Source organism: Aestuariivita boseongensis (genome assembly GCF_001262635.1).
Lineage (GTDB): Bacteria > Pseudomonadota > Alphaproteobacteria > Rhodobacterales > Rhodobacteraceae > Aestuariivita > Aestuariivita boseongensis.
Window position 1 is genome coordinate 100,835 of record NZ_JXYH01000004.1, and the last position, 25,926, is coordinate 126,760.

The following is a 25,926-nucleotide window of genomic DNA, read 5'->3' on the forward strand; positions in this document are numbered from 1 at the left end:
ATATGTTTGACACGATCCTGATTGCCAACCGGGGCGAAATTGCCTGTCGGGTCATGGAAACGGCGCAGGCCATGGGTGTGCGCTGCGTGGCGGTGTATTCCGACGCTGATGCTGGTGCGAAACATGTGGCGATGGCGGATGCGTCGGTCCATATCGGCGGGGCGGCTCCGGCCGAAAGCTATTTGCGGGGGGAGCGGATCATCGAGGCGGCGTTACAGACCGGCGCGCAGGCGATCCATCCAGGATATGGATTTCTGAGCGAGAACCCCGATTTCGTGGAGGCGGTGGAGGCCGCCGGGCTGACCTTTATCGGCCCTTCGGCCAGGGCGATCCGGGCGATGGGTCTGAAAGACGCCGCCAAAGCCCTGATGGAGGAGGCCGGCGTGCCGGTTGTTCCGGGATACCACGGCAGTGATCAGGATCCGGGCCATCTGGAGGTGGAGGCCGATCGCATCGGATACCCCGTTCTGATCAAGGCGGTCGCGGGCGGCGGCGGCAAGGGTATGCGCAAGGTGGACGCGCCCGATGCGTTCATTAACGCGCTGGAAAGCGCCAAGGCCGAGGCACGGACGGCCTTTGGCAATGACGCCGTGCTGATCGAAAAATTCGTGGAAAAGCCGCGCCATATCGAGGTGCAGGTCTTTGGCGACGGAGAACGTGCCGTGCATCTGTTCGAGCGGGATTGTTCCCTGCAGCGCCGGCACCAGAAGGTGATCGAAGAAGCCCCGGCGCCCGGCATGACCGACGAGATGCGGGCCGCCATGGGACAGGCCGCGGTGCGCGCCGCCGAAGCCATCGGATACAAGGGCGCGGGAACGGTGGAATTCATCGTCGATGGCTCGGATGGGCTGCGGCCGGACGGGTTCTGGTTCATGGAGATGAACACCCGTCTTCAGGTGGAACATCCCGTGACCGAGGCGATCACTGGCATTGATCTGGTGGATTGGCAGCTGCGCGTGGCCGCAGGTGAAAGCCTGCCCGCGCGGCAGGAGGATCTGACCATCACCGGCCACGCGTTCGAGGCGCGGCTTTACGCGGAAGATGTGCCCAAGGGCTTTTTGCCGGCAACAGGCACGCTTGCGCATCTGGCCTTTGCGCCAGACGCGCGGTCGGACAGCGGTGTGCGGTCGGGCGACACGATCAGCCCCTGGTATGATCCGATGATCGCCAAGATCATCACCCACGGTCCCACCCGTGCGGTGGCATTGACCCGTATGGCGCAGGCGCTGCGGCAGACGCAGGTGGGTGGTACGGTGACCAACCTTGCGTTTCTTGGTGCATTGGCGGAACATGAGGGCTTTGCGGCGGGTGACGTCGACACCGGGCTGATTGACCGGGATCTGGAGGCGCTTGTGGCCGATATCGCGCCGAGGGATGCCGATATCGCGATGGCTGCATTGGTCGCTGGTGATCTGGAAACACCGGCGCCGGACACGGGCTTTGCCGTTTGGCATCCGCTGCGCCGCACTGTGCCGCTTGGTTGGCAGGGCGAAGCGCTGCAGGTCGAGCTTGAGGTGTTGGGGCCGCAGCGGGTCGATATTTACACTGACGGACGCATGGTTCAGGCAGAGCATACCGGCGCGGGCTGGCGGCTGGACGGCCAGATTGCGCCTTCGGCCCAGCGTGTAGGCGCGCAGGTGTTTGTATTCGCGCAATACGGGCTGGCCTTCGACATTGTCGATCCGCTGGATCGCGCCGCGAGTGCTGCAGGCGATGGCAATGTGATCGAGGCCCCGATGCCCGGTCTGGTCAAGGCGATCTATGCCCGCCCGGGTCAGAGCGTGCAGCAGGGTGACCGGCTGGCGGTGCTGGAGGCGATGAAGATGGAGCATTCCCTGCTGGCTGCGCGCGACGGTGTCGTGGCTGAAGTTCTGGCAGAAAGTGGCGCGCAGGTCGAAGCTGGGGCACCGCTTGTGCGCCTGGAAGAGGAAGAGGCGTGATTGGCCTTCTGCTCACCGGGTTTGGCGACAGCGTTTATACGCGCGCGGTCCGGATGGCGCTGGCGGAAAAGGAGTTGGCATACGAATTTACCGATGTGAACCCGTTCGAGGAAGACGGGCAGGCGGCCCTTCTGGGCCATCACGCCTTTGGCCGGGTGCCGGTCCTGCGCCATTACGCGTTTGAGCTTTATGAAACGGCGGCGATTCTGGGGTATCTGGAGGATGGCTTTGATGGCCCAGGCCTGACGCCCAAAGGCGCGAAAGCCCGTGCGCGGATGCGACAGGTGATGGGGATCGTCGATGCCTATGTCTATTGGCCGCTGGTACGCCAGGTGTTTGGCCATGCCTTCTATCGCCCCGCTGTCGGGATCGAGGGGGAGCCTGATGTGATCGCAGCGGGGTTGGCGGAAGCGCCCCGCGCGCTGGATGCGCTGGAAGAGATCGCCTCGGCCGGGTTGGTGCTGACGGGGCGAGAGGTGACGCAGGCCGATTGCATGCTGTTGCCGATGATCGACGCCTTTACCTGTGTGCCCGAGGGACGCGCGATGGTAGAGGCGCGACCGGGCCTGGCGCATTGGTATCAAAGCGTGTCGGTCAGACCGTCGGCGCAGGACACGCGGCCCGCGATTATGGGAAAGGGTTTGAGCCATGGCTGAAATGGTCGAGATATTCGAGGTCGGGCCCCGCGACGGGCTGCAGAACGAGGCGCGGGACATCCCTGTGATCGACAAGATCGCCCTTGTCGATCTGCTGAGCGACGCCGGGTTTCGGCGGATCGAATGCGCCAGTTTCGTGAGCCCCAAATGGGTGCCGCAGATGGCAGGCAGCGCGGCGGTTCTGCAGGGGATCACCCGCAAGCCGGGCGTGCGCTATGCCGCGCTGACGCCGAATATGCGCGGATTTGAAGATGCCATGGCCGCCGGGGCTGATGAGGTGGCCATCTTCGGATCGGCGAGCGAGGGGTTTTCCAAGGCCAATATCAACGCAACCATCGCCGAAAGCCTGGAACGGTTTGCTCCCGTGGCGCAGGCCGCGCAAGAACGGGGGGTGCCGGTGCGCGGCTATATCTCTTGCGTGACGGATTGCCCTTATGACGGCCCGACGGCGCCTGACGATGTGGCCCGCGTGGCCGAGGCGCTTTGGGACATGGGCTGCTATGAGATCAGTCTGGGCGATACGATCGGGCAGGGGCGGCCCGAGACGATCACCGCGATGCTGGAGGCCGTGCTGCAAGTGGCCCCTGCCGACAAACTGGCAGGCCATTACCACGACACAAGCGGACGGGCCCTGGCCAATATCGACGCCTCTCTCGCCCTTGGACTGCGGGTCTTCGATGCGGCCGTGGGTGGGCTGGGCGGTTGCCCCTATGCGCCGGGCGCTGCCGGGAATGTCGCGACGGAAGCCGTGGCCCGGCATCTGGCGGACGGAGGATATGACACGGGGCTGGATCTGGATGTGATCGCAAAGGCGGCGGATATGGCGCGCGCCATGCGCGGCTGAGCCTGAGCGGGGAGGAAGACATGTACGACACGATCACCATCACCACCGATGCGCGCGGGGTCGCGACACTGACCCTGAACCGGGCTGACAAGCACAACGCCATGTCCGCACAGATGCTGGCGGACCTGACCGATGCGGCGGCAAAGCTGGGCGCTGATGAGGCCGTGCGCGTCGTGGTATTGACCGGCGCAGGCAAAAGCTTTTGCGCGGGCGGCGATCTGGGCTGGATGCAGGAACAGATGGCCGCCGATCCCGAGACGCGGGCGCTCGAAGCGGCCAAGCTTGCGCATATGCTTCAGGCGCTGAACACGATGCCGAAACCGCTGATCGGTGCGGTACAGGGCAACGCCTTTGGCGGCGGTGTCGGCATGGCCAGCGTTTGTGACATCGCGCTGGGCGCGGATCACATCAGGATGGGCCTGACCGAAACCCGGCTGGGCATTATCCCCGCAACGATCGGGCCCTATGTCATAGCGCGTATGGGCGAAGGCCGCGCGCGCCGGGTCTTCATGAATGCACGGCTTTTCGGGGCAGAGGAGGCGGTGAGCCTGGGCCTTCTGGCGCGGGCCGTGCCCGCTGATGACCTGGCCGATGCGGTTGAGGCTGAGGTCGTCCCCTATCTCAGTTGCGCGCCGGGCGCGGTCGCGGCGGCCAAGAAACTAGCACGCGATCTGGGGCCACGGATCGACATGGATACGATCGACATGACCATCCAGGCTCTGAAATCACGTTGGGAGACGGAAGAAGCCGCCGAAGGGATCGGCGCGTTTTTCGACAAACGCAAGGCCGCGTGGATGCCGCAGGCGTGATCCCTTCGGCGACGCCCGTCAGAAGACGTAGCGGATCAGCAGCAGGTTCGGCACGGCAAAGGCGAACAGGATGCAGAAGCTGCGGGCAATAACGACCACACGGCCCGGCTTGCCTTTTTCGTGAAATCCGCCGGCCAGTCCGCTGGCCATCAGCATGGTCGCATATCCTTGCTGTTCGCGCTTTTGTTCTGCGGCTTCAAACGCGGCCACAGCGTCTTTATAGGTCTGGCTGTGCGTCCGGGTTTCTGTTGTGTTTTCAATGTCGAATTGGGTGTCTTTCATAGCTTCCTCCGCTTGGCGACCGGGCAGGTAGCGTGCGTGTGACCCCTGTCGAGGTGTTCTCGAGAGCTTTCCACGCTCTGCGACAATCCGCACCTCCGCCTACCGTGCTTGACAGAAAGGCCAAGGGGCGGGAGCCTGCGGATATGAGCCGTTTCATGCAGCCTGCCATCCCAATCCTGCGCAGCTTTGACGAGGATGCGACGCGCGCCTTCTACCTGGGTTTTCTGGGATTCGAGGTCGCCTTCGAACATCGCTTCGACGCGGACGCGCCGCTTTACATGGAGGTCAGGCGCGATGCCTGCGTGATTCACCTGTCAGAGCATTACGGTGATGCGATGCCTGGCGCGGCCTTGCGTATCGCGGTCAGAGATGTTCACGGATTATGCCGCGAACTGAATGACAAAAGCTTCAAGTACGCCCGCCCGGCTGTGCAGCGGCAGGATTGGGGCGAGGATGAAATGATCATTCGGGATCCGTCCGGCAACAGGCTGGTTTTTTCAACGCCGGTGATGATGCCGTAGGGGCAGTTTTCCTTTTGTGATCACAAACGCTTAACTGCGGCGATTCAACCCCCGATCCGGGGTGGGAAGCCGTTGACGCTCTTTCTGACGGCAGGTACACACACCATAGCCAAGTCACGTGTTGACTGCGCAGCCCATTGTGCTGCGACATGAAAGGAGCCACCTCGTGGAAGAGATGCTGAGGGAGTACCTCCCCATTCTCGTGTTCCTGGCCGTTGCCGTCGGTCTCGGTCTGGTCCTCATCCTCGCTGCTGTTGTCATTGCTGTCCGCAATCCCGACCCTGAAAAGGTGTCGGCTTATGAATGCGGGTTCAATGCCTTTGACGATGCGCGGATGAAGTTCGATGTCCGGTTTTATCTGGTCTCGATCCTGTTCATCATTTTCGATTTGGAAATTGCCTTCCTGTTCCCCTGGGCCGTCGGGTTCAAGGACATCAGCGATGTGGGCTTCTGGTCGATGATGATCTTCCTGGGCGTTCTGACCATTGGTTTTGCCTATGAATGGAAGAAGGGGGCGCTGGAATGGGAGTGATGACCGGCACCAACACCGCAGGCGTGGACCGCGAAGCCTCCACCCAGGAGCTGAACCGCGAGCTGCAGGACAAAGGCTTCCTGCTGACCTCGACCGAGGACATCATCAACTGGGCGCGCACCGGCTCGCTCCACTGGATGACATTCGGTCTGGCCTGCTGCGCGGTTGAGATGATGCACACCTCCATGCCGCGCTATGACCTGGAGCGCTTTGGGACCGCACCGCGTGCGTCTCCGCGCCAGTCGGATCTGATGATCGTGGCGGGGACGCTGACCAACAAGATGGCACCAGCGCTGCGCAAGGTTTACGACCAGATGCCCGAGCCGCGCTATGTGATTTCGATGGGGTCCTGTGCCAATGGCGGCGGCTATTATCACTACAGCTATTCCGTGGTGCGGGGCTGTGACCGGATCGTTCCGGTGGACGTCTACGTGCCGGGCTGCCCGCCGACGGCCGAAGCGCTGCTTTACGGCATCCTGCAATTGCAACGGAAGATCCGGCGCACCGGCACGATCGTGCGCTAAGGGGGTACTATGTCAGACGCATTGAACGAACTGGGCGCCTATATCGAAGCCAAGCGCCCCGACTGCGTGTTGGGCTGGGACCTCACCCATGGTGAGTTGAACGTCGATGTGGCATTGTCGAACATCGTCGGCTTTGTTGAATTTCTGAAGGCCGATCCGACCTGCCGCTTCTCGACCCTGGTGGACATCACAGGCGTGGATTATCCCGAACGCCCCAAGCGGTTCGACGTGGTTTATCACTTCCTGTCGATGTACCAGAACCACCGGATTCGCCTGCGCGTGGCTGTGCGCGAAGAAGATATGGTGCCGTCCATTATCGAAGTGCACCCTTCGGCCAACTGGTTCGAACGCGAAGTGTTCGACATGTTCGGCATTCTGTTCTCGGGCCATCCCGATCTGCGCCGTATCCTCACCGATTACGGCTTCCGCGGCTATCCGCTGCGCAAGGATTTCCCGACCACCGGCTATACCGAGGTCCGCTATGACGAGGCGCAGAAACGCGTCGTTTATGAGCCCGTGAGCCTGGTGCAGGAATACCGCCAGTTCGACTTCATGTCGCCCTGGGAAGGGGCCGAATACATCCTGCCCGGCGACGAGAAAAAGGAGGAAGACGCATGAAAGAGCTGATCGATGCCGTGATCGAAGCCATTCGTGGAGCGTTTTCTCCGGAGCCTGAGCGCAAGCCGGTGCCTGTGCGCGCCGAAAAACCCAGGAAAGGGCAAATGCCATGGAAGGGGTAATCTGGCTGATTTTCACCGTTCTGACGGTGATCCCCATGCTGAAGCTGCTGCCGTATTTCGGGATCAACAAATACTGGGCCCTTGCCTGCATCATTCCTCTGGGCCTGCTGGCCCTGATCTGGTGGATGGCCATGAAGTTGCAAGAATTGGAGCAACGCTGATGGACGGCGCTCAGGCCATCGACGCCGGTTTGCGCGACGCGGCCCTTGCGTATTGCGAGGCCGTCTATTTCGCGCGCGCCGAAGTGTTCGAAGGCCTTTGCCACGACAAGTTCCAGATGACCCTTGTCGAGAATGGCGAGACGACCTTCTGGGATAAGGCCTCGTATCTTGAGCGGGTGCGTGGCCGCGACCCGTTTCCGGCGCCTGCGCAGTACGAGATCCTGTCGATAGATCAGGCAGGCAATGAGATGGGCCGCGTGCATCTGACAGTCGATGTGCCGCCGCTGCGTTACGAGGATCATTTGGGCTTCGTCCATGTGGACGGGGCGTGGAAATTATTGACCAAGGTGTTTCGCACTGTCGCACACCTTGATGAGGGAGAGTGACCATGATGGACGGCTCCAAAGGATTTGAAGACGCGCTGACCGGCGAACAGAAGATCCGGAATTTCAACATCAACTTCGGCCCGCAACACCCTGCCGCGCACGGTGTTTTGCGTCTAGTTCTTGAGCTGGACGGCGAAATTGTCGAACGCTGCGACCCGCATATCGGCCTGTTGCACCGTGGCACCGAAAAGCTGATGGAAAGCCGGACCTACCTGCAAAACCTGCCTTATTTCGACCGGCTGGATTACGTGGCCCCGATGAACCAGGAACATGCCTGGTGCCTGGCCATCGAAAAGCTGACCGGCGTGGAAGTGCCGCGCCGCGCCTCCCTGATCCGGGTGCTCTATTCCGAGATTGGGCGGGTGCTGAACCACCTGCTGAACGTGACCACGCAGGCCATGGATGTGGGCGCTCTGACCCCGCCGCTTTGGGGCTTTGAAGAACGTGAAAAGCTCATGATCTTCTATGAACGCGCCTGTGGTGCGCGCCTCCACGCGGCCTATTTCCGTCCCGGCGGTGTGCATCAGGATCTGCCGGATGAGCTGCTGGATGATATCGAGGAATGGGCGCTGGAATTCCCGAAGGTGCTGGACGATATCGACGGGCTTCTGACCGAAAACCGCATCTTCAAACAGCGCAACGCCGATATCGGCGTGGTGACCGAAGAAGATATCCTGAACTGGGGCTTCTCCGGCGTGATGGTCCGCGGATCGGGCCTGGCTTGGGATTTGCGCCGCGCGCAGCCCTACGAATGCTATGACGAATTCGACTTCAAGATCCCGGTGGGCAAGAACGGCGATTGCTATGACCGCTACCTCGTCCGCATGGAAGAGATGCGCCAATCGGTCAGCATCATCCGCCAGGCCATCGTGAAACTGCGCGAGGCAACGGGTGACATCATGGCCCGCGGCAAGATCACCCCGCCGAAACGGTCGGACATGAAGACCTCGATGGAAGCGTTGATCCATCACTTCAAGCTCTACACCGAAGGATTCCACGTGCCCGAGGGTGAGGTCTATGCCGCCGTTGAAGCGCCCAAGGGTGAATTCGGCGTCTATCTGGTGGCTGACGGCACCAACAAACCCTACCGCGCCAAACTGCGCGCGCCGGGGTTCCTGCATCTGCAGGCGATGGATTACATCGCCAAGGGGCACCAGTTGGCTGATGTGGCCGCGATCATCGGGACGATGGATGTCGTGTTCGGGGAGATTGATCGGTGATGTTCGCCTCCAGTTTTCTTCTTGCAAAAAATACGGCCGCCGGAGGCGACCGCCGCTGCAAAACATTTGAAGGGACAGCTTAATGCTCCGCCGTCTCCACCAAGACCAACCCGACGCATTCGCCTTTACCCCGGCCAATCAGGCCTGGGCCGAAGCGCAGATCACGAAGTATCCCGAGGGCCGTCAGGCCTCGGCCATCATCCCGCTACTTTGGCGCGCGCAGGAGCAGGAAGGCTGGCTGACGCGGCCCGCCATCGAACATGTGGCCGAGATGCTGGGCATGGCCTATATCCGGGCGCTGGAAGTGGCCTCGTTCTACTTCATGTTCCAGTTGCAACCTGTTGGTTCCGTTGCACATATCCAGATTTGCGGCACCACGTCCTGCATGATCTGCGGGGCCGAAGATCTGGTTGCCGTCTGCAAGGAAAAGATTGCGCCCAAAGCGCATCAGCTGTCGGCCGATGGCAAGTTCAGCTGGGAAGAGGTCGAATGCCTGGGCGCATGTGCCAACGCACCCATGGCCCAGATTGGCAAGGATTACTATGAGGATCTGACCGCCGAGCGCTTTGCCGAAATCCTGGATGAGCTTGCGGCCGGCAAGGTACCGACGCCGGGCTCTCAGATCGGGCGTTTCGCGTCAGAGCCGCTAAGCGGTCTGACCAGCCTGAAGGAATTTGAAAGCGGGCACACCAAATACAACGCCTCGGTGCAGCTTGCCACGGATATTGGCGATACGATCAAACGGATCGACGGCACGGAAGTGCCGCTGCTGACACCGTGGCAGGGCAAACCGGCGGCGAATAAAGCGTCGGCGCCGAAGGACGCGCCGCGCACGGGTCTGAGCGAACGCCAGAACGTGGAAAGCGTGGCTCCTCCCAAGGCCAAGCCGGAACCGTCGCCCGTGGAAAGCCAGCCCGAAACGCTTGAGGCCGCGCGCGAGGGCGGGGCGGATGACCTGAAACTGCTCAAGGGTGTTGGCCCGAAGCTGGAACAAACGCTGAATGAGCTGGGTTTTTATCATTTCGACCAGATTGCCGCCTGGACCGATGCCGAGGTTGCCTGGGTCGATACACGTCTGAAGTTCAAGGGCCGGATCCAACGGGACGGTTGGATTGACCAGGCGAAAATCCTGGCCGGGGGCGGTGAAACCGAATTTTCAACACGCGCACAAAAGGGTGCTAAAAACAAAGAGTAAGACATTTACCTCAAGGGAGAGTGAAAGAGATGAGCAACAATTCAGGTTCATTGGTTTGTGCCGCCACATGCTGGGGCATCGCCCTGCTGGGCGGCGTCTTGGGAGCCGCGCTTTTGATGGTGCTTGCAGGCTGGAGCGTCATGCAAGCGATCTTTATTGGCGTCGTCCTGTTCTTGGTTGCTGGTGCCCTGCTCAGCTGGCTTTTGTGCAAACCCTTGCCCGCGCCAGGGTCCGTCTCGATCCAGCCGAAAACCCCGGGTGAACATCCCGCAAAGGCCGCGGCCAAACCGGCTCCGGCAGCTGCCCCGGCCGAAGCGGCTCCCGCGGCTGCGCCTGCGGCGGTCAAATCCAGCCAATTGGCCGGAGAGGCCGAGCTGTCCCAGCGCAAGGGTGAATGGAAATACGAGGGCGAAGCGGCTGCCCCGGCTGCGGCTCCGGCTGCGAACAGCGACGCGGGTGAAAGCGCGCCCGAAACCCTCAGCGGGCCCCGTGCCGGCGGGGCGGATGACCTGAAACTGCTCAAGGGCGTGGGCCCCAAGCTGGAAGGCACGTTGAACGAGCTGGGCTTTTATCACTTTGACCAGATCGCGAAATGGACCGATGCCGAGGTTGCCTGGGTCGATACGCGCCTGAAGTTCAAAGGCCGGATCGAACGGGACGGCTGGATCGAACAAGCGAAAATTCTGGCCGCCGGTGGCGAGACCGAGTTTTCGAAGAAAAGTAAAAAGTAAGCAGCTTTCGGGCTGAGGACAAAACAGACGATGGACGCCGAGAAAGACAAGAAGATCGCTGCCAAGGGTCGCCACATCTCGCTGGTGATCGCGGGCACGATGATCCTGTGGATCGGCGTCCAGTTCGTCGGGCGGCAGATGGGATTGCCGGGGCGTTACGCTCTGCTGTTCGATTTTGCCGCTTTGGCCGCCCTTGTTTATGCGGGCGTAAACATTCTGCAACTCCGGCGGATGCGTCGGGATAGCGAAGGATAAGCAGGAATGCTGAAAGACCAGGACCGGATCTTTACCAACCTTTACGGCATGCATGACCGGACATTGGCGGGTGCGAAAGCGCGCGGCCATTGGGACGGAACGGCCGATATTATCAAGAAGGGGCGGGACTGGATCATCCAGAATATGAAGGATTCCGGTCTGCGCGGCCGTGGCGGTGCGGGTTTCCCGACCGGCCTGAAATGGTCCTTCATGCCCAAGGAAAGCGATGGGCGCCCCAGCTATCTGGTGGTGAACGCCGATGAATCGGAGCCCGGCACCTGCAAAGACCGCGAGATCATGCGCCACGATCCGCACACGCTGATCGAAGGTTGCCTGATCGCGTCTTTCGCGATGAACGCAAATGCCTGCTACATCTATATCCGCGGCGAGTATATCCGCGAGAAAGAGGCGCTGCAGAACGCGATTGACGAGGCCTATGACGCCGGTCTTCTGGGCAAGAACGCCGCTGGTTCGGGTTGGGATTTCGACCTCTATCTGCATCACGGGGCAGGGGCCTATATCTGCGGTGAGGAAACGGCTCTGCTGGAAAGCCTTGAGGGCAAAAAAGGCATGCCACGCATGAAGCCGCCGTTCCCGGCAGGCGCGGGGCTTTATGGCTGCCCGACCACCGTGAACAACGTGGAATCCATCGCGGTTGTGCCCACGATCCTGCGGCGCGGGCCGGAATGGTTCGCGGGCTTTGGCCGCCCGAACAACGCAGGCACCAAGATTTTTGCGATCAGCGGTCACGTGAACAACCCCTGCGTTGTCGAAGAAGAGATGTCGATTTCGTTTGAAGAGCTGATCGACAAACACTGCGGCGGCATTCGCGGCGGGTGGGACAACCTCAAGGCGGTGATCCCCGGTGGTTCCTCCGTTCCCTGCGTGCGTGGGGAGAACATGAAAGACGCCATCATGGATTTCGATTACCTGCGGGGTGAACTGGGCTCGGGTCTGGGTACCGCAGCGGTGATCGTGATGGATCAATCGACCGATATCATCAAGGCAATCTGGCGGCTGTCGAAATTCTACAAACACGAAAGCTGTGGCCAGTGCACGCCCTGCCGCGAAGGCACCGGTTGGATGATGCGCGTGATGGACCGTCTGGTGAAGGGCGAGGCCGAGGTTGAAGAGATCGATATGCTCTTTGACGTCACCAAACAGGTCGAAGGCCACACGATCTGCGCCTTGGGCGATGCGGCGGCCTGGCCGATTCAGGGTCTGATCCGCAACTTCCGGGACGAGATCGAAGACCGGATCAAAGCCAAACGCACCGGTCGCGTCAGCGCGGTGGCGGCGGAGTGATCCGCGCGATCTTCATATCTTTGGCGCTTTGCGCCACGCCTGCCTTGGCAGACTTGCGACCTGCGCCCGGGTATTTCCTGGATGCGATCGTGGCCACGTCGACCGCGCAGCAACTGGCACGGTCCTGCCCTGAGGTCAGTGTTGATCCGGTGGTGATCAGCCGGTCCACGGGCGAGGTTCTCGGCCAGCTTGAGGCCGACGGATTCGATGTGAACCAATCGGATATGGGCATGCTGGATGCCTCGGCCGACATCAAATCCCGCCAAGACGCCTTTCTGGCCAAGCATTCCCTTGCCGATGGAGCCAGCACCGAGGCGGTATGTGCAGCGGCCAAACTTGAAATCGCAGATGAAACGCTGATCGGCAGTTACCTCGTGGAGGTGGCGCAATGATGCCCCGTCTTCTGGTCTGCCTGGCGCTTCTGGCCATTGCGCCGCCCAGTTTCGCCTCGGAACGCGCGCAATCCGAGATCGTCAATCTCGTGATCGCCTGGCGTATGGACAACCGGTGCAATGGGGTCGGGTTCGAGCGCAACAGGTCCGTTGAACGGTTCATGCCCTATGCGCTTGGCGTGTTGAATCGTGAAGGTCGGTTTGAGCTGGAAGAGGCGTATGCTGCTCTCGATACATATGGCGAGGCCGAAACCTGGGCCTCAATGAAGGCCGTGATGGCAGCGCGCGGCGTGGCGATAGAGGATACATCAGCCTTGTGTCGATATGGGCGCCAAGTGGCGGGCAATCGTCGTGATTCAATCGGCCGATGGCTGGAGGCGCAATGACCGGCATGCATCTGGCAGAGTTGAATATCGGACGCCTGCGTGCGCCCACAGACGACCCCCGCGTGGCGGAGTTCATGGAGAACCTCGACCGCGTGAACGGTTTGGGCAAGCGCATGCCAGGGTTCGTGTGGATGATGGAAGGCTCGGGCGAGCCAGGCACGGGCAATACCGAGAACAGCATCGGCGAGGATCCGCAATTCGTGGCGAACCTGACCGTCTGGGAAGATGCCGCCAGCCTTGAAACCTTTGTCTGGGGCACGATCCACAAGCAGTTCTACGAGCGTCGTCAGGAGTGGTTCGAGGTGCTGGGCGAACAGCATTTCGTTATGTGGTGGATTGAACAGGGTCACCAGCCCAGCCTGGAAGAAGGGCTGGAGCGGTTGGAGCATATGAAAACCCACGGCGCCAGCGATCACGCCTTCGGCTGGTCCTATCTGACGGAACATGAGATGTGGCGCACCCACCGGTGCAGCCCGACAGCGGCGGAGTAAGGGATATGCGCACATTGATCATCGCAGCTTTGGCATGCAGCGTCATTGCCGGATGCAACCGGAAAGACGAGCGCATCCTGTTTGACGGGCAGGCTTTCCGCGCCAAGGCCACGCATGTGGAAAAATCCGACCGCAGGGATTTCGTCGCTTCGGTCTCGCCCGTGTCCGCCTCGCTTGAAGGCGCGCGGGAAGCGGGCCGGTATGAGGGGACCAAATACTGCATCAACGAATATGGTACGTCTCAGATCACCTGGACGGCCAGCCCGGATGCCGAACCGCAAGCCTGGACCTTGGATCGTGACACTGTGACCTTCGCAGGACGTTGTGAACCGTGAACGCTGCGTTGGCATATCCTTGCCGTTCGCCGGCCTTTGGTCCCGTGCTGTTATTGAATAACGGCACGCTGCGCAGCCATCTGTGCCTCTTTGATCAGACAAGAGGTATGTCATGAGTTACGCAAAAACCCTGGGCCTTGCCTGTGCCCTGTGCCTGAGCGTCAGCAGCGCGGTTGCCGCCAAACCGCCCCTGCGTGAGGTGGCCTATGTGGATGATGGTCTGTTCCAGATCGCCCTGGCCAATGTGATCCGCAAAGGGTGCGATGATATCGACGCGCGTCTGTTGCGCGCCTTTGGCGTTCTGCGTGATCTGAAAAGCCACGCCTTGTCGCTGGGCTATACCGAGGCCGAGATCGACGCCTATGTCGACAGCGATGCCGAAAAAGACCGGATGCGTGCGCGCGGCGCGGAACTTTTCCAGGCGCGCGGTGTGAACCCTGATAACCCCGAAGATCTTTGCCGCATGGGGCGGGAAGAGATCGCGAGTAACAGCCCCGTGGGCAAGCTTTTGAAAGCGAAGTGAGAGAAATGTCTGACCTCCGCAAAATCATCATCGACGACACCGAAGTGGAAGTGGACGGGGCGATGACCCTGATCCAGGCCTGTGAGGAAGCCGGGATCGAAATCCCGCGTTTCTGCTATCACGAGCGGCTGTCGATCGCCGGCAACTGCCGGATGTGTCTGGTAGAGGTTGTGGGCGGCCCCCCGAAACCCGCGGCGTCCTGCGCGATGCAGGTGCGCGATCTGCGGCCAGGGCCTGAAGGGCAGCCTCCGGTGGTCAAGACGAACTCCCCCATGGTCAAGAAGGCCCGCGAAGGGGTGATGGAGTTTCTGCTGATCAATCACCCGCTGGATTGCCCGATCTGCGATCAGGGCGGGGAATGCGATTTGCAAGACCAGGCCATGGCTTACGGGGTGGACTTCAGCCGCTTCCGCGAACCCAAGCGCGCGGTGGATGATCTGGATCTGGGCCCGCTGGTCGAAACCCACATGACGCGCTGCATCTCGTGCACGCGCTGCGTGCGCTTCACGACCGAAGTGGCCGGGATCTCCCAGATGGGCCAGACCGGCCGGGGCGAAGATGCCGAAATCACCTCCTATCTGGGGGAAACGCTGGATTCGAACCTGCAGGGCAACATCATCGACCTCTGCCCGGTGGGCGCGCTTGTGTCCAAGCCTTACGCCTTTACCGCAAGGCCTTGGGAACTGACCAAGACCGAGAGCATCGACGTGATGGATGCGCTTGGATCGAACATCCGGGTGGATACCAAGGGCCGCGAAGTGATGCGGTTCCTGCCGCGCAACCATGACGGCGTGAACGAGGAATGGATTTCCGACAAGACACGGTTCGTCTGGGACGGGCTGCGCCGTCAGCGTCTTGACCGGCCTTACATCCGCGAAAACGGCAAACTACGCCCGGCAAGCTGGGGTGAAGCCCTGGCAAAGGCGGGTGATGCCATCAAAGGCGCCACGAAACTGGCTGGTCTTGTGGGTGATCTGGCCCCGGTCGAGGCCGCCTTCAGCCTCAAACAGCTGATCGAAGGACAGGGCGGTGTTGTCGAATGCCGCACCGATGGCGCGAAATTGCCCGCAGGCAATCGTTCGGGTTATGTCGGGACGGCGACCATCGAAGAACTGGATGACGCGGAATATATCATGATGATCGGCACCAACCCGCGCGAAGAAGCGCCGGTGCTGAACGCGCGCATCCGCAAGGCCTGGACCAAGGGGGCGAAGATTGCCCTGATCGGCGAGAATGTCGATCTGAGCTATCCTCATGTGCATCTGGGTGCAGATCGCGCCGCTCTGGCCGCGTTGGCTGACAAGAAGATCGACCACATGCTGGACAATCGCAGCGTGGTGATCGTGGGGCAGGGTGCCTTGCAAGAGGCCGATGGTGCGGCCGTTCTGGGCCACGCGATGGCCTTTGCCGAACGCAGCAAGTCCAAACTAATGATCCTGCACACCGCCGCCTCGCGTGTGGGCGCGATGGATGTAGGCGCGGTTAATGACGCGGGGATGGCCGCCGTCAGCGAGGCCGACTTGATCTATAACCTTGGCGCGGATGAGGTGGAGATCGGCGAAGGTGCCTTCGTCATCTATCAGGGCAGCCATGGTGACCGGGGCGCGCATCGTGCCGACGTGATCCTGCCAGCGGCGGCCTATACCGAAGAGAACGGGCTGTTCGTGAATACCGAAGGCCGCCCGCAATTGGCCTTCCGCGCCAGCTTCCCTCCGGGTGAAGCAAAAGAAAACTGGGCGATCCTGCGGGCGCTGTCGCCCGAACTGGGCGCGACGCAACCCTGGCACAGCCTTGCGCAACTGCGCCAGGCGATGGTCGAGGCGGTGCCGCATCTGGCACAAATCGATGAGGTGCCGGAAAACGAATGGACCGCGCTGCCTGCGGGCAAGCTGGGCGATGCGACTTTCCAAAACGCGATCCGCGATTTCTATCTGACGAACCCGATTGCACGCGCGAGCGAACTGATGGCCGAGCTGTCGGCCAATGCCAAGGCGCGCGGCGAGGCGAAGATCGCCGCGGAGTGATGCGAATGGGGCTTATGATACCCTCCCTTCTGATGCTGGCGGCCTGTGAAACCGCCGAGCCGGAAGTGGCGCGCGCAGAGCGCGTGTATGAAGGCGTGGAAACGCGCCTTCTGGAGGGGGATCTGGTCCAGTTCAAAGTGCAAATGACCAACCCGCGCACGCCGCTGGATGTCAAAGCCTATTCGGAATGTGCGGCGGCGCAATACACGCTGATCCGCGGTTTCGGTTTTGCGCGGCATTTGCGCACAAATGTATACGAAGAGGGTGGCGTCTGGATGGCTGATGCTGTTTACACCATCTCGCCGGCTCTCCCCCGGGGAGAGCGCACAATCGACGCCGAAGTCGTGGCCGCGAATTGCGCGGAAAACGGAATACCCATGGTGTGAGGAACGATGGCTGAATTCTTTACAACACCCGGCGGCATCGCTGTCCTGATCCTGGCGCAAGTGCTTGCAGTTGTTGCCTTTGTCATGATCAGCCTGCTGTTTCTGGTTTATGGCGACCGCAAGATCTGGGCCGCCGTCCAGATGCGCCGTGGCCCCAATGTGGTGGGCACGTTCGGCCTGCTGCAGACGGTGGCGGACGCGCTGAAATATGTGGTGAAGGAAGTCGTCGTTCCGGCAGGCGCCGACAAGACGGTGTTCATGCTGGCGCCAATGACGTCATTCGTGCTGGCGTTGGTCGCCTGGGCGGTCATTCCGTTCAATGACGGCTGGGTTCTGTCCGATATCAACGTGGCCATTCTTTACGTCTTCGCCATCTCCTCTTTGGAGGTGTACGGCGTGATCATGGGCGGCTGGGCCTCGAATTCGAAATACCCTTTCCTAGGCTCGCTCCGGTCTGCCGCGCAGATGATTTCCTATGAAGTCTCGATCGGCCTGATCATCATCGGTGTGATCCTGTCTACGGGCTCGATGAATTTCGGTGCGATCGTGAATGCACAGGACACGGCCTATGGCTTTTTCGGCTGGTACTGGCTGCCGCATCTGCCGATGGTATTCCTGTTCTTCATCAGCGCCTTGGCCGAAACTAACCGTCCCCCGTTTGACTTGCCCGAAGCGGAATCGGAACTGGTGGCGGGATACCAGGTCGAATACTCCTCGACGCCGTTCCTGTTGTTCATGGCCGGGGAATACATCGCCATCTTCCTGATGTGCGCATTGATGTCGCTGCTGTTCTTCGGTGGCTGGCTGTCGCCTGTACCCTTCCTGCCGGACGGCCCGGTCTGGATGGTGGCGAAGATGGCGTTTTTCTTCTTCCTTTTCGCGATGGTGAAGGCGATCACGCCGCGCTACCGCTATGACCAGCTGATGCGGATTGGTTGGAAAGTCTTCCTGCCGTTCTCGCTGGCTTGGGTCGTGTTCGTGGCCTTTGCGGCCAAATTCGAATGGTTCTGGGGCATCTTCGCCCGTTGGAGCACAGGAGCATAAGCATGACGCAGATGGATTACACCCGCGCCGCGAAATACTTCCTGCTCGCGGATTTCGCCAAAGGCATGAAGCTGGGGCTGAAGTATTTCTTTGCGCCCAAGGCAACAGTGAACTACCCGCATGAAAAGGGGCCTCTCAGCCCGCGCTTCCGGGGGGAACACGCGCTGCGCCGCTATCCCAACGGGGAAGAACGCTGCATCGCCTGTAAACTGTGCGAAGCGATCTGCCCGGCACAGGCGATCACCATCGACGCCGAACCGCGCGAAGACGGCTCGCGCCGCACCACGCGGTATGACATTGACATGACCAAATGCATCTATTGCGGTTTCTGTCAGGAGGCCTGCCCGGTCGATGCCATTGTCGAAGGTCCGAATTTCGAATTCGCGACCGAGACTCGGGAAGAGCTGTTTTACGACAAGGACAAGCTGCTGGCCAACGGCGAGCGTTGGGAAGCCGAGATCGCCCGCAACCTGGAACTGGACGCGCCCTACAGATGAGCAACACGCCCACAAACCCGTTCGAGGCCATGCTGGCCCAGGCGCATGAGATGGCGAAAGCCTTCAACCCCGCGCTGGAAAACTTCAGCCCCAAGGGGTTCGAAGCGCTGTGGCCCACCATGCCGAAAGAGGCGATGGAATTCTGGTTCGGCAAGACGCTGAACAAGGACGGGCTTGACGCCAAGACACGGCTGTTTCTGACGCTGGCGGGCTTGACCATGCAGGGTGCGCAGGCCGATACGGCGGTGCGCCAGACGGTGCGTCATCTGCTGGAAGCGGGCGCGAAAAAGCAGGAAATCGTGGAAGCCATCGGACAGATGTCGGTTTTTGCAGGCATCCCTGCGGTAACCCGCGCGCTGGATCTGGCTCAGGATGCCATGAGTGACAAGAAAGAGGACGGGGCATGAGCGTCTTTGCATTCTATCTTTTCGCGATCAGCGTGATTGCCGGAGGCCTGTTTACAGTGGTCAGCCGCAATCCGGTGCATTCGGTCCTGTGGCTGATCCTGGCATTCCTGTCGGCGGCGGGCCTCTTTGTGCTGCTGGGCGCGGAGTTCGTCGCAATGCTGTTGATCATCGTCTATGTGGGCGCGGTCGCGGTCCTGTTCCTGTTTGTCGTGATGATGCTGGATGTGGATTTCGCCGAGCTGAAGGCCGAGATGGCACGATACATGCCACTGGCTCTGCTGATCGGCGTGGTGATCCTGATGCAATTCGTGCTGGCCTTCGGGGCTTGGGAAAGCAACGCGGCGGCTGAAGGGCTGCGCCAGCAGGTGACACCCGTTGACCGGCACAATACCGAAGCCTTGGGGCTGATCCTGTATGACCAGTATTTCCTTCTGTTCCAGCTGGCGGGTCTGATCCTGCTTGTGGCGATGATCGGGGCCATCGTGCTGACCCTGCGCCACCGTCAGGACATCAAACGTCAGGACGTGCTGGCGCAGATGTATCGCGATCCGGCAAAGGCGATGGAACTGAAAGACGTGAAGCCAGGGCAGGGGCTGTGACCCGCTTTCTTTGAAAGAAAGCGGGCCGGAACGTTTGAAACGTTCCGCCCTGCCAATGAACAAGGGCCGGAAAACCGGCCAAAGGGAACGAAAGAGACCTGAGGGACGACATGATTGGACTGGAACATTACCTGACGGTGGCGGCAACGCTGTTCGTCATTGGTATCTTCGGGCTGTTTCTGAACAGAAAGAACGTGATCATCCTGCTGATGAGCATCGAACTGATGCTGTTGGCGGTGAATATCAACCTGGTCGCGTTCTCGTCCTTTCTGGGCGATCTGGTGGGGCAGGTCTTTACGCTCTTTGTGCTTACGGTTGCGGCGGCTGAGGCTGCGATCGGCCTGGCCATCCTCGTTTGCTTCTTCCGGAACCGCGGAACCATCGCGGTTGAAGATGTCAACGTGATGAAGGGGTAAGAGATCATGGAAACGATACTCCTTTTTGCCCCGCTGGTCGGCGCGCTTCTGTGCGGCTTTGGCTGGAAGATCATCGGTGAAACGGCTGCCATGTGGGTCGCCACCGGCCTTCTGTTCCTGTCGGCGATCCTGTCCTGGATCGTGTTCCTGACCTTCGATCCCTCGCTGCATGAGGGCGGGCATTACACCGTCTCGATCCTGCGCTGGATCGAAAGCGGCACGCTCAGCACCGATTGGGCGATCCGGATGGACCGGCTGACCGCGATCATGCTGATCGTGATTACAACGGTGTCGTCTCTGGTTCACCTCTACAGCTTCGGCTATATGGATCACGACCCGCAATGGCGCGAGGGCGAGACCTATAAGCCCCGTTTCTTCGCCTATCTGTCGTTCTTCACCTTCGCCATGCTGATGCTGGTGACGGCCGATAACCTCGTGCAGATGTTCTTTGGCTGGGAAGGCGTGGGCGTCGCGTCCTACCTGCTGATCGGGTTTTATTACCGCAAACCCACTGCCAATGCCGCGGCGATCAAGGCCTTTGTCGTCAACCGTGTCGGCGATTTCGGCTTTGCGCTAGGCATCTTCGCGCTGTTCTTCCTGGTTGACAGCATCAACCTGAGCGACATCTTCGCAGCTGCCCCCACGCTGGCCGAAACGCAGGTCACGTTCCTCTGGACCTCGTGGAACGCGGCAGAACTGGTGGCGTTCCTTCTCTTCATCGGCGCGATGGGCAAATCGGCCCAGCTGATCCTGCACACCTGGCTGCCGGATGCGATGGAAGGCCCGACCCCGGTGTCGGCTCTGATCCACGCGGCGACCATGGTGACGGCGGGTGTGTTCCTGGTCTGCCGCATGTCGCCGATCATGGAGTTTGCGCCCAACGCCACGATGTTCATCACGATCCTGGGTGCCTCAACGGCCTTCTTTGCGGCCACCGTGGGGCTGGTGCAAACCGACATCAAACGCGTGATCGCCTATTCGACCTGTTCCCAGCTGGGCTACATGTTCGTGGCCGCGGGCGTGGGCATGTATTCGGCGGCGATGTTCCACCTGCTGACACACGCCTTCTTCAAGGCGATGTTGTTCCTGGGCGCAGGCTCGGTCATCCACGCGATGCATCATGAACAAGACATGATGAACTATGGCGCTTTGCGGAAGAAAATCCCCTATACGTTCTGGGCCATGATGATCGGCACGCTGGCGATCACCGGTGTCGGCGTCCCCGTCTGGATCGCGACGCTGGGCGAAATCCCGATTGGCTTCGCCGGCTTCCATTCGAAAGACGCCATCGTTGAAAGCGCCTATGCCGCTGGAACGGGCTATGGCTTCTGGCTCTTGGTCATCGCGGCGCTCTTTACCAGCTTCTATAGCTGGCGCCTGATGTTCCTGACCTTCTATGGCGAGGCGCGGGGCGATAAGCACACCCATGAACACGCCCATGAAAGCCCGATGGTCATGCTGATCCCGCTGGGCGTTCTGGCCATCGGCGCGATCTTCTCGGGCATGGTGTTCTACAAGTCCTTCTTTGGCCATGTGGACACGGTCGGCAAATTCTATGGCATCCCCTATGCCGAGGCGTCGGAGCATGGCGAGGCGAAAGCCGACAGCCATGGTGAGGACAGTCATGGGGAGGCCAAGGCCGAGGACAGCCATGGCGAGGACAAAGCCCACGGCAAAGAAGGTGAGCACCACTACGCCTTTGCAGGCCAACCGGGCGAGGGCGCGCTTTACATCGCGCCGGACAACACGCTGCTGGATGATGCGCACAAGGTGCCGTACTGGGTGAAAACCTCGCCTTTCGCGGCGATGCTTCTGGGCTTTATCGTGGCTTACTGGTTCTACATCGTGAACCCGGCCATCCCCGGCAAATTGGCCGAAAACCAGCGCCCGCTGTACCTGTTCCTCAAAAACAAATGGTATTTTGACGAGCTTTATGACGCGATTTTCGTCAAACCCGCATTGGGTGTCGGGCGTCTCTTCTGGCGGCGCGGCGATGGCAATGTCATTGACGGGACGATCAATGGCGTAGCCTTGGGCATCATCCCATTCTTCACCCGCCTCGCAGGCCGCGCACAATCTGGATACATCTTCACCTACGCCTTCTGGATGGTCGTTGGAATCGCCTGCCTGATCACCTGGATGACGATCGGCGGAGGAGTGGAATAATGGACAACCTTCTCTCCATCACCACCTTCATTCCCGCACTGGCCGCGCTGATCCTGGCGCTGTTCTTGCGGGGTGACGATGAGGCGGCACAGAAGAACGCCAAATGGGCGGCTCTCTTTGCCACCTGCGCGACGTTCTTTGTCTCGCTCTTTATCCTCTTTGGGTTCGATCCTAACGACACCGGCTTCCAGTTCGTGGAAGAGGGGGAATGGATCCTTGGCCTGAAATACAAGATGGGCGTGGACGGGATCAGCGTTCTGTTCGTGATGCTGACCACCTTCATCATGCCGTTGGTGATTGCGGCAAGCTGGGATGTCACACACCGCGTCAAGGAATACATGATCGCGTTCCTGCTGCTGGAAACGCTGATGCTGGGCGTGTTCATGGCGCTGGATCTGGTGCTGTTCTACCTGTTCTTCGAGGCCGGTCTGATCCCGATGTTCCTGATCATCGGTATCTGGGGTGGCAAGGAACGCATCTATGCGTCCTTCAAGTTCTTCCTCTACACCTTCCTTGGTTCGGTCCTGATGCTGGTCGCCATGGTGGGGATGTATGTGGATGCAGGCACCACCGATATCGAACAGTTGCTGACGCACCAGTTCGGATCGGAAAGCTTCAACCTGCTGGGCGTGCAGATCGTAGGCGGGATGCAGACGCTGATGTGGCTTGCCTTCTTCGCCTCTTTCGCGGTGAAGATGCCGATGTGGCCGGTGCACACCTGGCTGCCAGATGCGCACGTGCAGGCGCCGACCGCAGGCTCGGTCGTTCTGGCCTCGATCCTGTTGAAGATGGGTGGCTATGGTTTCCTGCGCTTCTCCCTGCCGATGTTCCCAGTGGGGTCCGAGGTGATGGGGCCGCTGGTTCTGTGGCTGTCAGCTATCGCCATCGTCTACACCTCGCTGGTGGCGCTGGTGCAGGAGGATATGAAGAAGCTGATCGCTTATTCCTCCGTGGCACATATGGGCTTTGTGACCATGGGTATCTTTGCCGCGAACCAGCAAGGTATCGACGGCGCAATCTTCCAGATGATCAGCCACGGCTTTATCTCTGGTGCGCTCTTTCTGTGTGTCGGCGTGATCTATGACCGGATGCACACGCGCGAGATCGACGCCTATGGCGGCCTCGTGAACCGCATGCCGGCCTACGCGCTGATCTTCATGCTGTTCACCATGGCGAATGTCGGCCTGCCTGGCACGTCTGGCTTCATCGGGGAATTCCTGACGCTGATGGCAGTCTTCCAGGTCAACACCTGGGTGGCGGCTGTGGCGACGACGGGCGTGATCTTCTCGGCCGCCTATGCGCTCTGGCTCTATCGCCGGGTCGTGATGGGCGATCTGATTAAGGAAAGCCTCAAGACCATCACGGATATGTCCCGCCGCGAACGTGCGATCTTTGCGCCGCTGGTGGTGTGCACGATCCTCTTCGGTGTCTATCCCGCACCGATCCTCGACATCATTGGACCATCGGTCGAAGCACTGGTGGGCAATTACGAAACCGCGCTGGCGCAGGCGGAAGCCGCGATCCGGCTGGCATCGAATTAAGGGAGCCGGGCTATGATCCAGGCTGATCTGAACGTCATTCTACCCGAGATCGCATTGTCGGTGTTTGCCATGGCCGCGCTGATTTTTGCGGTCTACACCAGCAAGGACAAGCTGGCGCCCACACTGGTTTGGGTCTCTGCCGCCGTTCTGGTGGCGGTGGCAGCCTTTATCGGGCTGAATGGGTCGGGGGAGAACATCGCCTTTGGCGGCATGTTTGTGGACGACGCCTTTTCCCGCTTTGCCAAGATCGTGATCCTTCTGTCAGCTGCCGCCGTGCTGGTGATGAGCCAGGAATACATGCAGCGCCGTGATCTGCTGCGGTTTGAATACCCTGTTCTGATCGTGCTGGCATCGGTCGGCATGATGATGATGGTGTCGGCAGGCGACCTGATGGCTCTCTACATGGGGCTGGAGCTGCAATCGCTGTCGCTCTATGTCGTTGCCTCCCTGCGGCGCGACAGTGTGAAATCGACCGAAGCGGGTCTGAAATACTTCGTGCTGGGCGCGCTGTCTTCGGGCCTGCTGCTTTACGGCGCCTCGCTGGTCTATGGCTATGCGGGAACGACGCTCTTTTCCGGCATTATCCAGACGGCGACCGAGGAAGACATCTCTCTGGGTCTCTTGTTCGGCCTGATCTTCGTGATCTCGGGCCTCGCGTTCAAAGTCTCGGCCGTGCCGTTCCACATGTGGACGCCGGATGTCTATGAAGGCTCCCCCACGCCGGTGACAGCCTTCTTTGCAACGGCCCCGAAAGTGGCCGCGATGGGCCTTTTCGCCCGCGTGTTGCACGACGCCTTTGGCGGAGCCGTCCCGGATTGGAGCCAGGTTGTGGCGCTTCTGTCGGTCCTGTCGATGTTCCTGGGCGCGGTGGCGGCCATCGGTCAGACAAATATCAAACGCCTGATGGCCTATTCATCTATCGCCCATATGGGATATGCGCTGATGGGCCTGGCGGCAGGCACGGCGTTCGGTGTGCAGGCGATGCTGGTTTATATGGCGATTTATGTCACCATGAATGTGGGCACCTTCGCCTTCATCCTGATGATGGAGCGTGACGGTCAACCGGTCACGGATATTGGCGCGCTGCGGATGTATTCCAAGCGCGAACCGGGCAAGGCGCTGGCGATGCTGATCCTCTTGTTCTCGCTGGCCGGTGTGCCGCCGATGCTGGGCTTTTTCGGAAAGTTCTATGTGCTGCAGGCCGCCTATCAGGCCGACCTGATCTGGCTGGCGGTCGCAGGGGTTGTGGCGTCGGTGATTGGCGCCTTCTATTACCTGCGCATCGTCTTTTACATGTATTTCGGCGAGGACACCGGTGAAGACCTGGATACCGGCGGAAACCCGGTGCTGTCGGGCTTCCTGATGGCATCAGCCGCGATCATGGTTGTAGGCATCGTCAACATGTTCGGCGTCGAAGGGGCTGCGGAAGCGGCGGCTGCGGTTCTTGTCAATTGAGCCCGATCGCGCGGGGCCAGTGTTGCTTGCCGTATTTGGAAAGAGAAGAAGAACAGGTTGGTCATGACTGACTGGCCGCAGGGCTATGGGCTGCAGGTGCTGGAGGAGGTCGACAGCACGCTGAACGAGGCCGCCCGGATCGCGCCGGGGCTGAGCGGGCCGGTCTGGATCATGGCGCGCAGGCAAACCGCGGCGCGCGGGCGGCGCGGACGGCCCTGGATCGTTCCGGAAGGTAACCTGTCGGCCACGCTGGTGATGCGCCCCGAAGGCGGGCCAGAGACAGCGGCGCTGCGGTCCTTCGTGGCCGCACTGGCGCTTTATGACAGCATCGCCGATGTGACGGGCCGGACCGACGGCCTCGCGCTGAAATGGCCCAATGACGTGCTTCTGAACGGCGGCAAGCTGGCGGGCATCCTGCTGGAAAGTGCAGGCAGCGGCGGCGGCCTGGGCTATCTGGCCATCGGGATCGGTGTGAACCTTGCGGATGCGCCGCCGGTTGAGGCGGTCGAGGCGCGGGCGGTGCGCCCTGTGTCGCTGGCTGGGGAGACGGGAGTGCAGATCACTCCGGATGATTTCCTGAGCGTGCTGGCCACTCATTTCGACCGTTATGAACGGCAGATGAGCGATTTCGGCTTTGCGCCCATTCGCACCGCATGGCTGGCCCGCGCCGCAAAGCTGGGCGAGGTGATCACAGCCCGCACCGGGCAGGCTGAAACCACCGGTGTCTTCCGCAGCGTGGACTCTGCCGGTAATCTCGTTCTAGAGACGGCACAGGGCGCGGTCAGCATCCCCGCGGCAGAGATCTTTTTCTGAAGGAGGCAGCGTCATGCTTTTGTGCATTGATTGCGGCAACACCAACACGGTCTTTTCCATCTGGGATGGGGAGAGCTTTATCTGCACCATGCGCACCTCGACCCACCATGCGCGCACGGCGGATGCCTATTTCACCTGGTTCTCGACGCTGCTGGATCATTACAAGATCGATCCTCAGATCACCGACGTGATCATTTCCTCCACCGTGCCGCGGGTGGTGTTCAACCTGCGTGTCTTCGCCGACCGGTTCTATGGTTGTCGCCCGCTGGTGGTGGGCAAACCCGATTGCCTGCTGCCCCATCCGCCGCGTGTGGATCAGGGCACGCTGGTGGGGCCGGACCGGCTGGGGA

The 25,926-nt window shown here is 60.7% G+C and carries 34 protein-coding genes; 33 read left to right on the top strand and 1 reads right to left on the bottom strand.

Features of this window, described 5'->3' with window-relative positions; translation table 11 throughout:
• Positions 1 to 2 precede the first annotated feature (2 nt).
• From TR61_RS03100 to TR61_RS03115, 4 genes are read left to right on the top strand one after another with little or no spacing between them, the layout of a single operon-like run.
• On the top strand, positions 3 to 1,940 hold the full coding sequence (locus TR61_RS03100; protein WP_050928097.1) for an acetyl-CoA carboxylase biotin carboxylase subunit: 1,938 nt from the start codon (positions 3 to 5) through the stop codon (positions 1,938 to 1,940).
• Positions 1,937 to 2,596 (top strand): glutathione S-transferase family protein, encoded by a 660-nt coding sequence (locus TR61_RS03105; RefSeq protein WP_050928099.1) that lies wholly within the window; start codon positions 1,937 to 1,939, stop codon positions 2,594 to 2,596. The genes TR61_RS03100 and TR61_RS03105 overlap by 4 nt, the downstream gene beginning before the upstream one ends.
• Positions 2,589 to 3,440: a hydroxymethylglutaryl-CoA lyase gene (locus tag TR61_RS03110; protein ID WP_050928100.1), complete on the top strand. Its 852-nt coding sequence runs from the start codon at positions 2,589 to 2,591 to the stop codon at positions 3,438 to 3,440. The genes TR61_RS03105 and TR61_RS03110 overlap by 8 nt, the downstream gene beginning before the upstream one ends.
• 20 nt (positions 3,441 to 3,460) lie before the next feature.
• Entirely contained in the window at positions 3,461 to 4,249 is a 789-nt protein-coding gene (locus tag TR61_RS03115; RefSeq protein WP_050928101.1) for a crotonase/enoyl-CoA hydratase family protein, read from the top strand.
• A gap of 18 nt (positions 4,250 to 4,267) precedes the next feature.
• On the opposite strand, the gene TR61_RS03120 is transcribed toward TR61_RS03115, so the two are convergent.
• Positions 4,268 to 4,531 (bottom strand): hypothetical protein, encoded by a 264-nt coding sequence (locus TR61_RS03120; protein ID WP_050928102.1) that lies wholly within the window; start codon positions 4,529 to 4,531, stop codon positions 4,268 to 4,270.
• Positions 4,532 to 4,674: 143 nt separating this feature from the next.
• Here TR61_RS03120 and TR61_RS03125 point away from each other — a divergent pair, with 143 nt between their 5' ends.
• From TR61_RS03125 to TR61_RS03260, 29 genes are all read left to right on the top strand, one after another.
• On the top strand, positions 4,675 to 5,052 hold the full coding sequence (locus TR61_RS03125) for a glyoxalase superfamily protein (protein ID WP_245626806.1): 378 nt from the start codon (positions 4,675 to 4,677) through the stop codon (positions 5,050 to 5,052).
• Between the two features lie 166 nt (positions 5,053 to 5,218).
• Positions 5,219 to 5,584 carry an NADH-quinone oxidoreductase subunit A gene (locus tag TR61_RS03130; RefSeq protein ID WP_050928103.1) on the top strand — a complete coding sequence of 122 codons (366 nt, stop codon included), beginning with the start codon at positions 5,219 to 5,221 and terminating at the stop codon, positions 5,582 to 5,584.
• Complete coding sequence (locus tag TR61_RS03135) at positions 5,575 to 6,108, top strand: NuoB/complex I 20 kDa subunit family protein (RefSeq protein ID WP_172676924.1); 534 nt, start codon at positions 5,575 to 5,577, stop codon at positions 6,106 to 6,108. Before TR61_RS03130 ends, TR61_RS03135 begins: the two co-directional genes overlap by 10 nt.
• 9 nt (positions 6,109 to 6,117) lie before the next feature.
• The gene (locus tag TR61_RS03140; RefSeq protein ID WP_050928105.1) at positions 6,118 to 6,726 is read left to right on the top strand and encodes an NADH-quinone oxidoreductase subunit C; all 609 of its coding nucleotides are present in this window, start codon (positions 6,118 to 6,120) and stop codon (positions 6,724 to 6,726) included.
• Complete coding sequence (locus TR61_RS20480; RefSeq protein WP_281178048.1) at positions 6,723 to 6,848, top strand: hypothetical protein; 126 nt, start codon at positions 6,723 to 6,725, stop codon at positions 6,846 to 6,848. The genes TR61_RS03140 and TR61_RS20480 overlap by 4 nt, the downstream gene beginning before the upstream one ends.
• Positions 6,836 to 7,009, top strand: a complete 174-nt coding sequence (locus tag TR61_RS20120) for a hypothetical protein (protein ID WP_050928106.1) — start codon at positions 6,836 to 6,838, stop codon at positions 7,007 to 7,009. Before TR61_RS20480 ends, TR61_RS20120 begins: the two co-directional genes overlap by 13 nt.
• The gene (locus TR61_RS03150) at positions 7,009 to 7,395 is read left to right on the top strand and encodes a nuclear transport factor 2 family protein (RefSeq protein WP_050928107.1); all 387 of its coding nucleotides are present in this window, start codon (positions 7,009 to 7,011) and stop codon (positions 7,393 to 7,395) included. Before TR61_RS20120 ends, TR61_RS03150 begins: the two co-directional genes overlap by 1 nt.
• Before the next feature lie 5 nt (positions 7,396 to 7,400).
• Complete coding sequence (locus TR61_RS03155) at positions 7,401 to 8,615, top strand: NADH-quinone oxidoreductase subunit D (RefSeq protein ID WP_050928135.1); 1,215 nt, start codon at positions 7,401 to 7,403, stop codon at positions 8,613 to 8,615.
• 82 nt (positions 8,616 to 8,697) lie between these two features.
• The gene (gene nuoE, locus TR61_RS03160; RefSeq protein WP_050928108.1) at positions 8,698 to 9,810 is read left to right on the top strand and encodes an NADH-quinone oxidoreductase subunit NuoE; all 1,113 of its coding nucleotides are present in this window, start codon (positions 8,698 to 8,700) and stop codon (positions 9,808 to 9,810) included.
• Positions 9,811 to 9,839: 29 nt separating this feature from the next.
• On the top strand, positions 9,840 to 10,541 hold the full coding sequence (locus TR61_RS20345) for an NADH-quinone oxidoreductase subunit E (RefSeq protein ID WP_050928109.1): 702 nt from the start codon (positions 9,840 to 9,842) through the stop codon (positions 10,539 to 10,541).
• Positions 10,542 to 10,571: 30 nt separating this feature from the next.
• Positions 10,572 to 10,796 carry a DUF5337 domain-containing protein gene (locus tag TR61_RS03170; RefSeq protein ID WP_050928110.1) on the top strand — a complete coding sequence of 75 codons (225 nt, stop codon included), beginning with the start codon at positions 10,572 to 10,574 and terminating at the stop codon, positions 10,794 to 10,796.
• A gap of 6 nt (positions 10,797 to 10,802) precedes the next feature.
• A complete protein-coding gene (nuoF, locus tag TR61_RS03175) occupies positions 10,803 to 12,101 on the top strand; it encodes an NADH-quinone oxidoreductase subunit NuoF (RefSeq protein ID WP_050928111.1) in 1,299 nt (432 codons plus the stop codon).
• Between the two features lie 44 nt (positions 12,102 to 12,145).
• A complete protein-coding gene (locus TR61_RS03180; RefSeq protein WP_172676925.1) occupies positions 12,146 to 12,493 on the top strand; it encodes a DUF5333 family protein in 348 nt (115 codons plus the stop codon).
• Positions 12,493 to 12,879: a hypothetical protein gene (locus TR61_RS03185; RefSeq protein WP_157440806.1), complete on the top strand. Its 387-nt coding sequence runs from the start codon at positions 12,493 to 12,495 to the stop codon at positions 12,877 to 12,879. The genes TR61_RS03180 and TR61_RS03185 overlap by 1 nt, the downstream gene beginning before the upstream one ends.
• Positions 12,876 to 13,370, top strand: coding sequence for a DUF3291 domain-containing protein (locus TR61_RS03190; protein WP_050928114.1), 495 nt, complete (start codon positions 12,876 to 12,878; stop codon positions 13,368 to 13,370). Before TR61_RS03185 ends, TR61_RS03190 begins: the two co-directional genes overlap by 4 nt.
• Before the next feature lie 5 nt (positions 13,371 to 13,375).
• Positions 13,376 to 13,705, top strand: coding sequence for a hypothetical protein (locus TR61_RS03195; protein ID WP_050928115.1), 330 nt, complete (start codon positions 13,376 to 13,378; stop codon positions 13,703 to 13,705).
• Between the two features lie 112 nt (positions 13,706 to 13,817).
• Entirely contained in the window at positions 13,818 to 14,228 is a 411-nt protein-coding gene (locus TR61_RS03200) for a DUF5333 domain-containing protein (RefSeq protein WP_050928116.1), read from the top strand.
• Positions 14,229 to 14,233: 5 nt separating this feature from the next.
• The gene (gene nuoG, locus TR61_RS03205; RefSeq protein WP_050928117.1) at positions 14,234 to 16,252 is read left to right on the top strand and encodes an NADH-quinone oxidoreductase subunit NuoG; all 2,019 of its coding nucleotides are present in this window, start codon (positions 14,234 to 14,236) and stop codon (positions 16,250 to 16,252) included.
• Positions 16,252 to 16,638 (top strand): hypothetical protein, encoded by a 387-nt coding sequence (locus tag TR61_RS03210; RefSeq protein ID WP_050928118.1) that lies wholly within the window; start codon positions 16,252 to 16,254, stop codon positions 16,636 to 16,638. The genes nuoG and TR61_RS03210 overlap by 1 nt, the downstream gene beginning before the upstream one ends.
• A gap of 6 nt (positions 16,639 to 16,644) precedes the next feature.
• The gene (gene nuoH / locus TR61_RS03215) at positions 16,645 to 17,682 is read left to right on the top strand and encodes an NADH-quinone oxidoreductase subunit NuoH (protein ID WP_050928119.1); all 1,038 of its coding nucleotides are present in this window, start codon (positions 16,645 to 16,647) and stop codon (positions 17,680 to 17,682) included.
• 2 nt (positions 17,683 to 17,684) lie between these two features.
• Entirely contained in the window at positions 17,685 to 18,179 is a 495-nt protein-coding gene (gene nuoI, locus TR61_RS03220) for an NADH-quinone oxidoreductase subunit NuoI (protein WP_050928120.1), read from the top strand.
• Positions 18,176 to 18,586, top strand: a complete 411-nt coding sequence (locus TR61_RS03225; protein WP_050928121.1) for a carboxymuconolactone decarboxylase family protein — start codon at positions 18,176 to 18,178, stop codon at positions 18,584 to 18,586. Before nuoI ends, TR61_RS03225 begins: the two co-directional genes overlap by 4 nt.
• On the top strand, positions 18,583 to 19,185 hold the full coding sequence (locus TR61_RS03230; protein WP_050928122.1) for an NADH-quinone oxidoreductase subunit J: 603 nt from the start codon (positions 18,583 to 18,585) through the stop codon (positions 19,183 to 19,185). The genes TR61_RS03225 and TR61_RS03230 overlap by 4 nt, the downstream gene beginning before the upstream one ends.
• A 110-nt stretch (positions 19,186 to 19,295) precedes the next feature.
• Positions 19,296 to 19,601 (top strand): NADH-quinone oxidoreductase subunit NuoK, encoded by a 306-nt coding sequence (gene nuoK / locus TR61_RS03235; RefSeq protein ID WP_008553673.1) that lies wholly within the window; start codon positions 19,296 to 19,298, stop codon positions 19,599 to 19,601.
• Positions 19,602 to 19,607: 6 nt separating this feature from the next.
• On the top strand, positions 19,608 to 21,767 hold the full coding sequence (nuoL, locus tag TR61_RS03240; RefSeq protein ID WP_050928123.1) for an NADH-quinone oxidoreductase subunit L: 2,160 nt from the start codon (positions 19,608 to 19,610) through the stop codon (positions 21,765 to 21,767).
• Positions 21,767 to 23,308, top strand: coding sequence for an NADH-quinone oxidoreductase subunit M (locus tag TR61_RS03245; protein WP_050928124.1), 1,542 nt, complete (start codon positions 21,767 to 21,769; stop codon positions 23,306 to 23,308). The genes nuoL and TR61_RS03245 overlap by 1 nt, the downstream gene beginning before the upstream one ends.
• A 12-nt stretch (positions 23,309 to 23,320) precedes the next feature.
• Entirely contained in the window at positions 23,321 to 24,763 is a 1,443-nt protein-coding gene (gene nuoN, locus TR61_RS03250) for an NADH-quinone oxidoreductase subunit NuoN (protein WP_050928125.1), read from the top strand.
• A gap of 63 nt (positions 24,764 to 24,826) precedes the next feature.
• A complete protein-coding gene (locus TR61_RS03255) occupies positions 24,827 to 25,576 on the top strand; it encodes a biotin--[acetyl-CoA-carboxylase] ligase (protein WP_050928126.1) in 750 nt (249 codons plus the stop codon).
• Between the two features lie 13 nt (positions 25,577 to 25,589).
• Positions 25,590 to 25,926 (top strand): type III pantothenate kinase (locus TR61_RS03260; RefSeq protein WP_157440807.1); only part of this gene is annotated, 337 nt, incomplete at its 3' end.

Coding starts and splice junctions, on each gene's coding strand:
- nuoK (WP_008553673.1), top strand. CDS start 19,296: ATGATTGGACTGGAACATTACCTGACGGTGGCGGCAACGCTGTTCGTC.
- TR61_RS03170 (WP_050928110.1), top strand. CDS start 10,572: ATGGACGCCGAGAAAGACAAGAAGATCGCTGCCAAGGGTCGCCACATC.
- nuoL (WP_050928123.1), top strand. CDS start 19,608: ATGGAAACGATACTCCTTTTTGCCCCGCTGGTCGGCGCGCTTCTGTGC.
- nuoI (WP_050928120.1), top strand. CDS start 17,685: ATGACGCAGATGGATTACACCCGCGCCGCGAAATACTTCCTGCTCGCG.
- TR61_RS03140 (WP_050928105.1), top strand. CDS start 6,118: ATGTCAGACGCATTGAACGAACTGGGCGCCTATATCGAAGCCAAGCGC.
- TR61_RS03190 (WP_050928114.1), top strand. CDS start 12,876: ATGACCGGCATGCATCTGGCAGAGTTGAATATCGGACGCCTGCGTGCG.
- TR61_RS03155 (WP_050928135.1), top strand. CDS start 7,401: ATGGACGGCTCCAAAGGATTTGAAGACGCGCTGACCGGCGAACAGAAG.
- TR61_RS20120 (WP_050928106.1), top strand. CDS start 6,836: ATGGAAGGGGTAATCTGGCTGATTTTCACCGTTCTGACGGTGATCCCC.
- TR61_RS03225 (WP_050928121.1), top strand. CDS start 18,176: ATGAGCAACACGCCCACAAACCCGTTCGAGGCCATGCTGGCCCAGGCG.
- TR61_RS03185 (WP_157440806.1), top strand. CDS start 12,493: ATGCCCCGTCTTCTGGTCTGCCTGGCGCTTCTGGCCATTGCGCCGCCC.
- TR61_RS03195 (WP_050928115.1), top strand. CDS start 13,376: ATGCGCACATTGATCATCGCAGCTTTGGCATGCAGCGTCATTGCCGGA.
- TR61_RS20480 (WP_281178048.1), top strand. CDS start 6,723: ATGAAAGAGCTGATCGATGCCGTGATCGAAGCCATTCGTGGAGCGTTT.
- nuoF (WP_050928111.1), top strand. CDS start 10,803: ATGCTGAAAGACCAGGACCGGATCTTTACCAACCTTTACGGCATGCAT.
- TR61_RS03100 (WP_050928097.1), top strand. CDS start 3: ATGTTTGACACGATCCTGATTGCCAACCGGGGCGAAATTGCCTGTCGG.
- nuoE (WP_050928108.1), top strand. CDS start 8,698: ATGCTCCGCCGTCTCCACCAAGACCAACCCGACGCATTCGCCTTTACC.
- TR61_RS03115 (WP_050928101.1), top strand. CDS start 3,461: ATGTACGACACGATCACCATCACCACCGATGCGCGCGGGGTCGCGACA.
- TR61_RS03110 (WP_050928100.1), top strand. CDS start 2,589: ATGGCTGAAATGGTCGAGATATTCGAGGTCGGGCCCCGCGACGGGCTG.
- TR61_RS03230 (WP_050928122.1), top strand. CDS start 18,583: ATGAGCGTCTTTGCATTCTATCTTTTCGCGATCAGCGTGATTGCCGGA.
- TR61_RS03135 (WP_172676924.1), top strand. CDS start 5,575: ATGGGAGTGATGACCGGCACCAACACCGCAGGCGTGGACCGCGAAGCC.
- TR61_RS03210 (WP_050928118.1), top strand. CDS start 16,252: ATGCGAATGGGGCTTATGATACCCTCCCTTCTGATGCTGGCGGCCTGT.
- TR61_RS03255 (WP_050928126.1), top strand. CDS start 24,827: ATGACTGACTGGCCGCAGGGCTATGGGCTGCAGGTGCTGGAGGAGGTC.
- TR61_RS03125 (WP_245626806.1), top strand. CDS start 4,675: ATGAGCCGTTTCATGCAGCCTGCCATCCCAATCCTGCGCAGCTTTGAC.
- TR61_RS03120 (WP_050928102.1), bottom strand. CDS start 4,531: ATGAAAGACACCCAATTCGACATTGAAAACACAACAGAAACCCGGACG.
- TR61_RS03245 (WP_050928124.1), top strand. CDS start 21,767: ATGGACAACCTTCTCTCCATCACCACCTTCATTCCCGCACTGGCCGCG.
- nuoN (WP_050928125.1), top strand. CDS start 23,321: ATGATCCAGGCTGATCTGAACGTCATTCTACCCGAGATCGCATTGTCG.
- TR61_RS20345 (WP_050928109.1), top strand. CDS start 9,840: ATGAGCAACAATTCAGGTTCATTGGTTTGTGCCGCCACATGCTGGGGC.
- TR61_RS03200 (WP_050928116.1), top strand. CDS start 13,818: ATGAGTTACGCAAAAACCCTGGGCCTTGCCTGTGCCCTGTGCCTGAGC.
- nuoH (WP_050928119.1), top strand. CDS start 16,645: ATGGCTGAATTCTTTACAACACCCGGCGGCATCGCTGTCCTGATCCTG.
- TR61_RS03150 (WP_050928107.1), top strand. CDS start 7,009: ATGGACGGCGCTCAGGCCATCGACGCCGGTTTGCGCGACGCGGCCCTT.
- nuoG (WP_050928117.1), top strand. CDS start 14,234: ATGTCTGACCTCCGCAAAATCATCATCGACGACACCGAAGTGGAAGTG.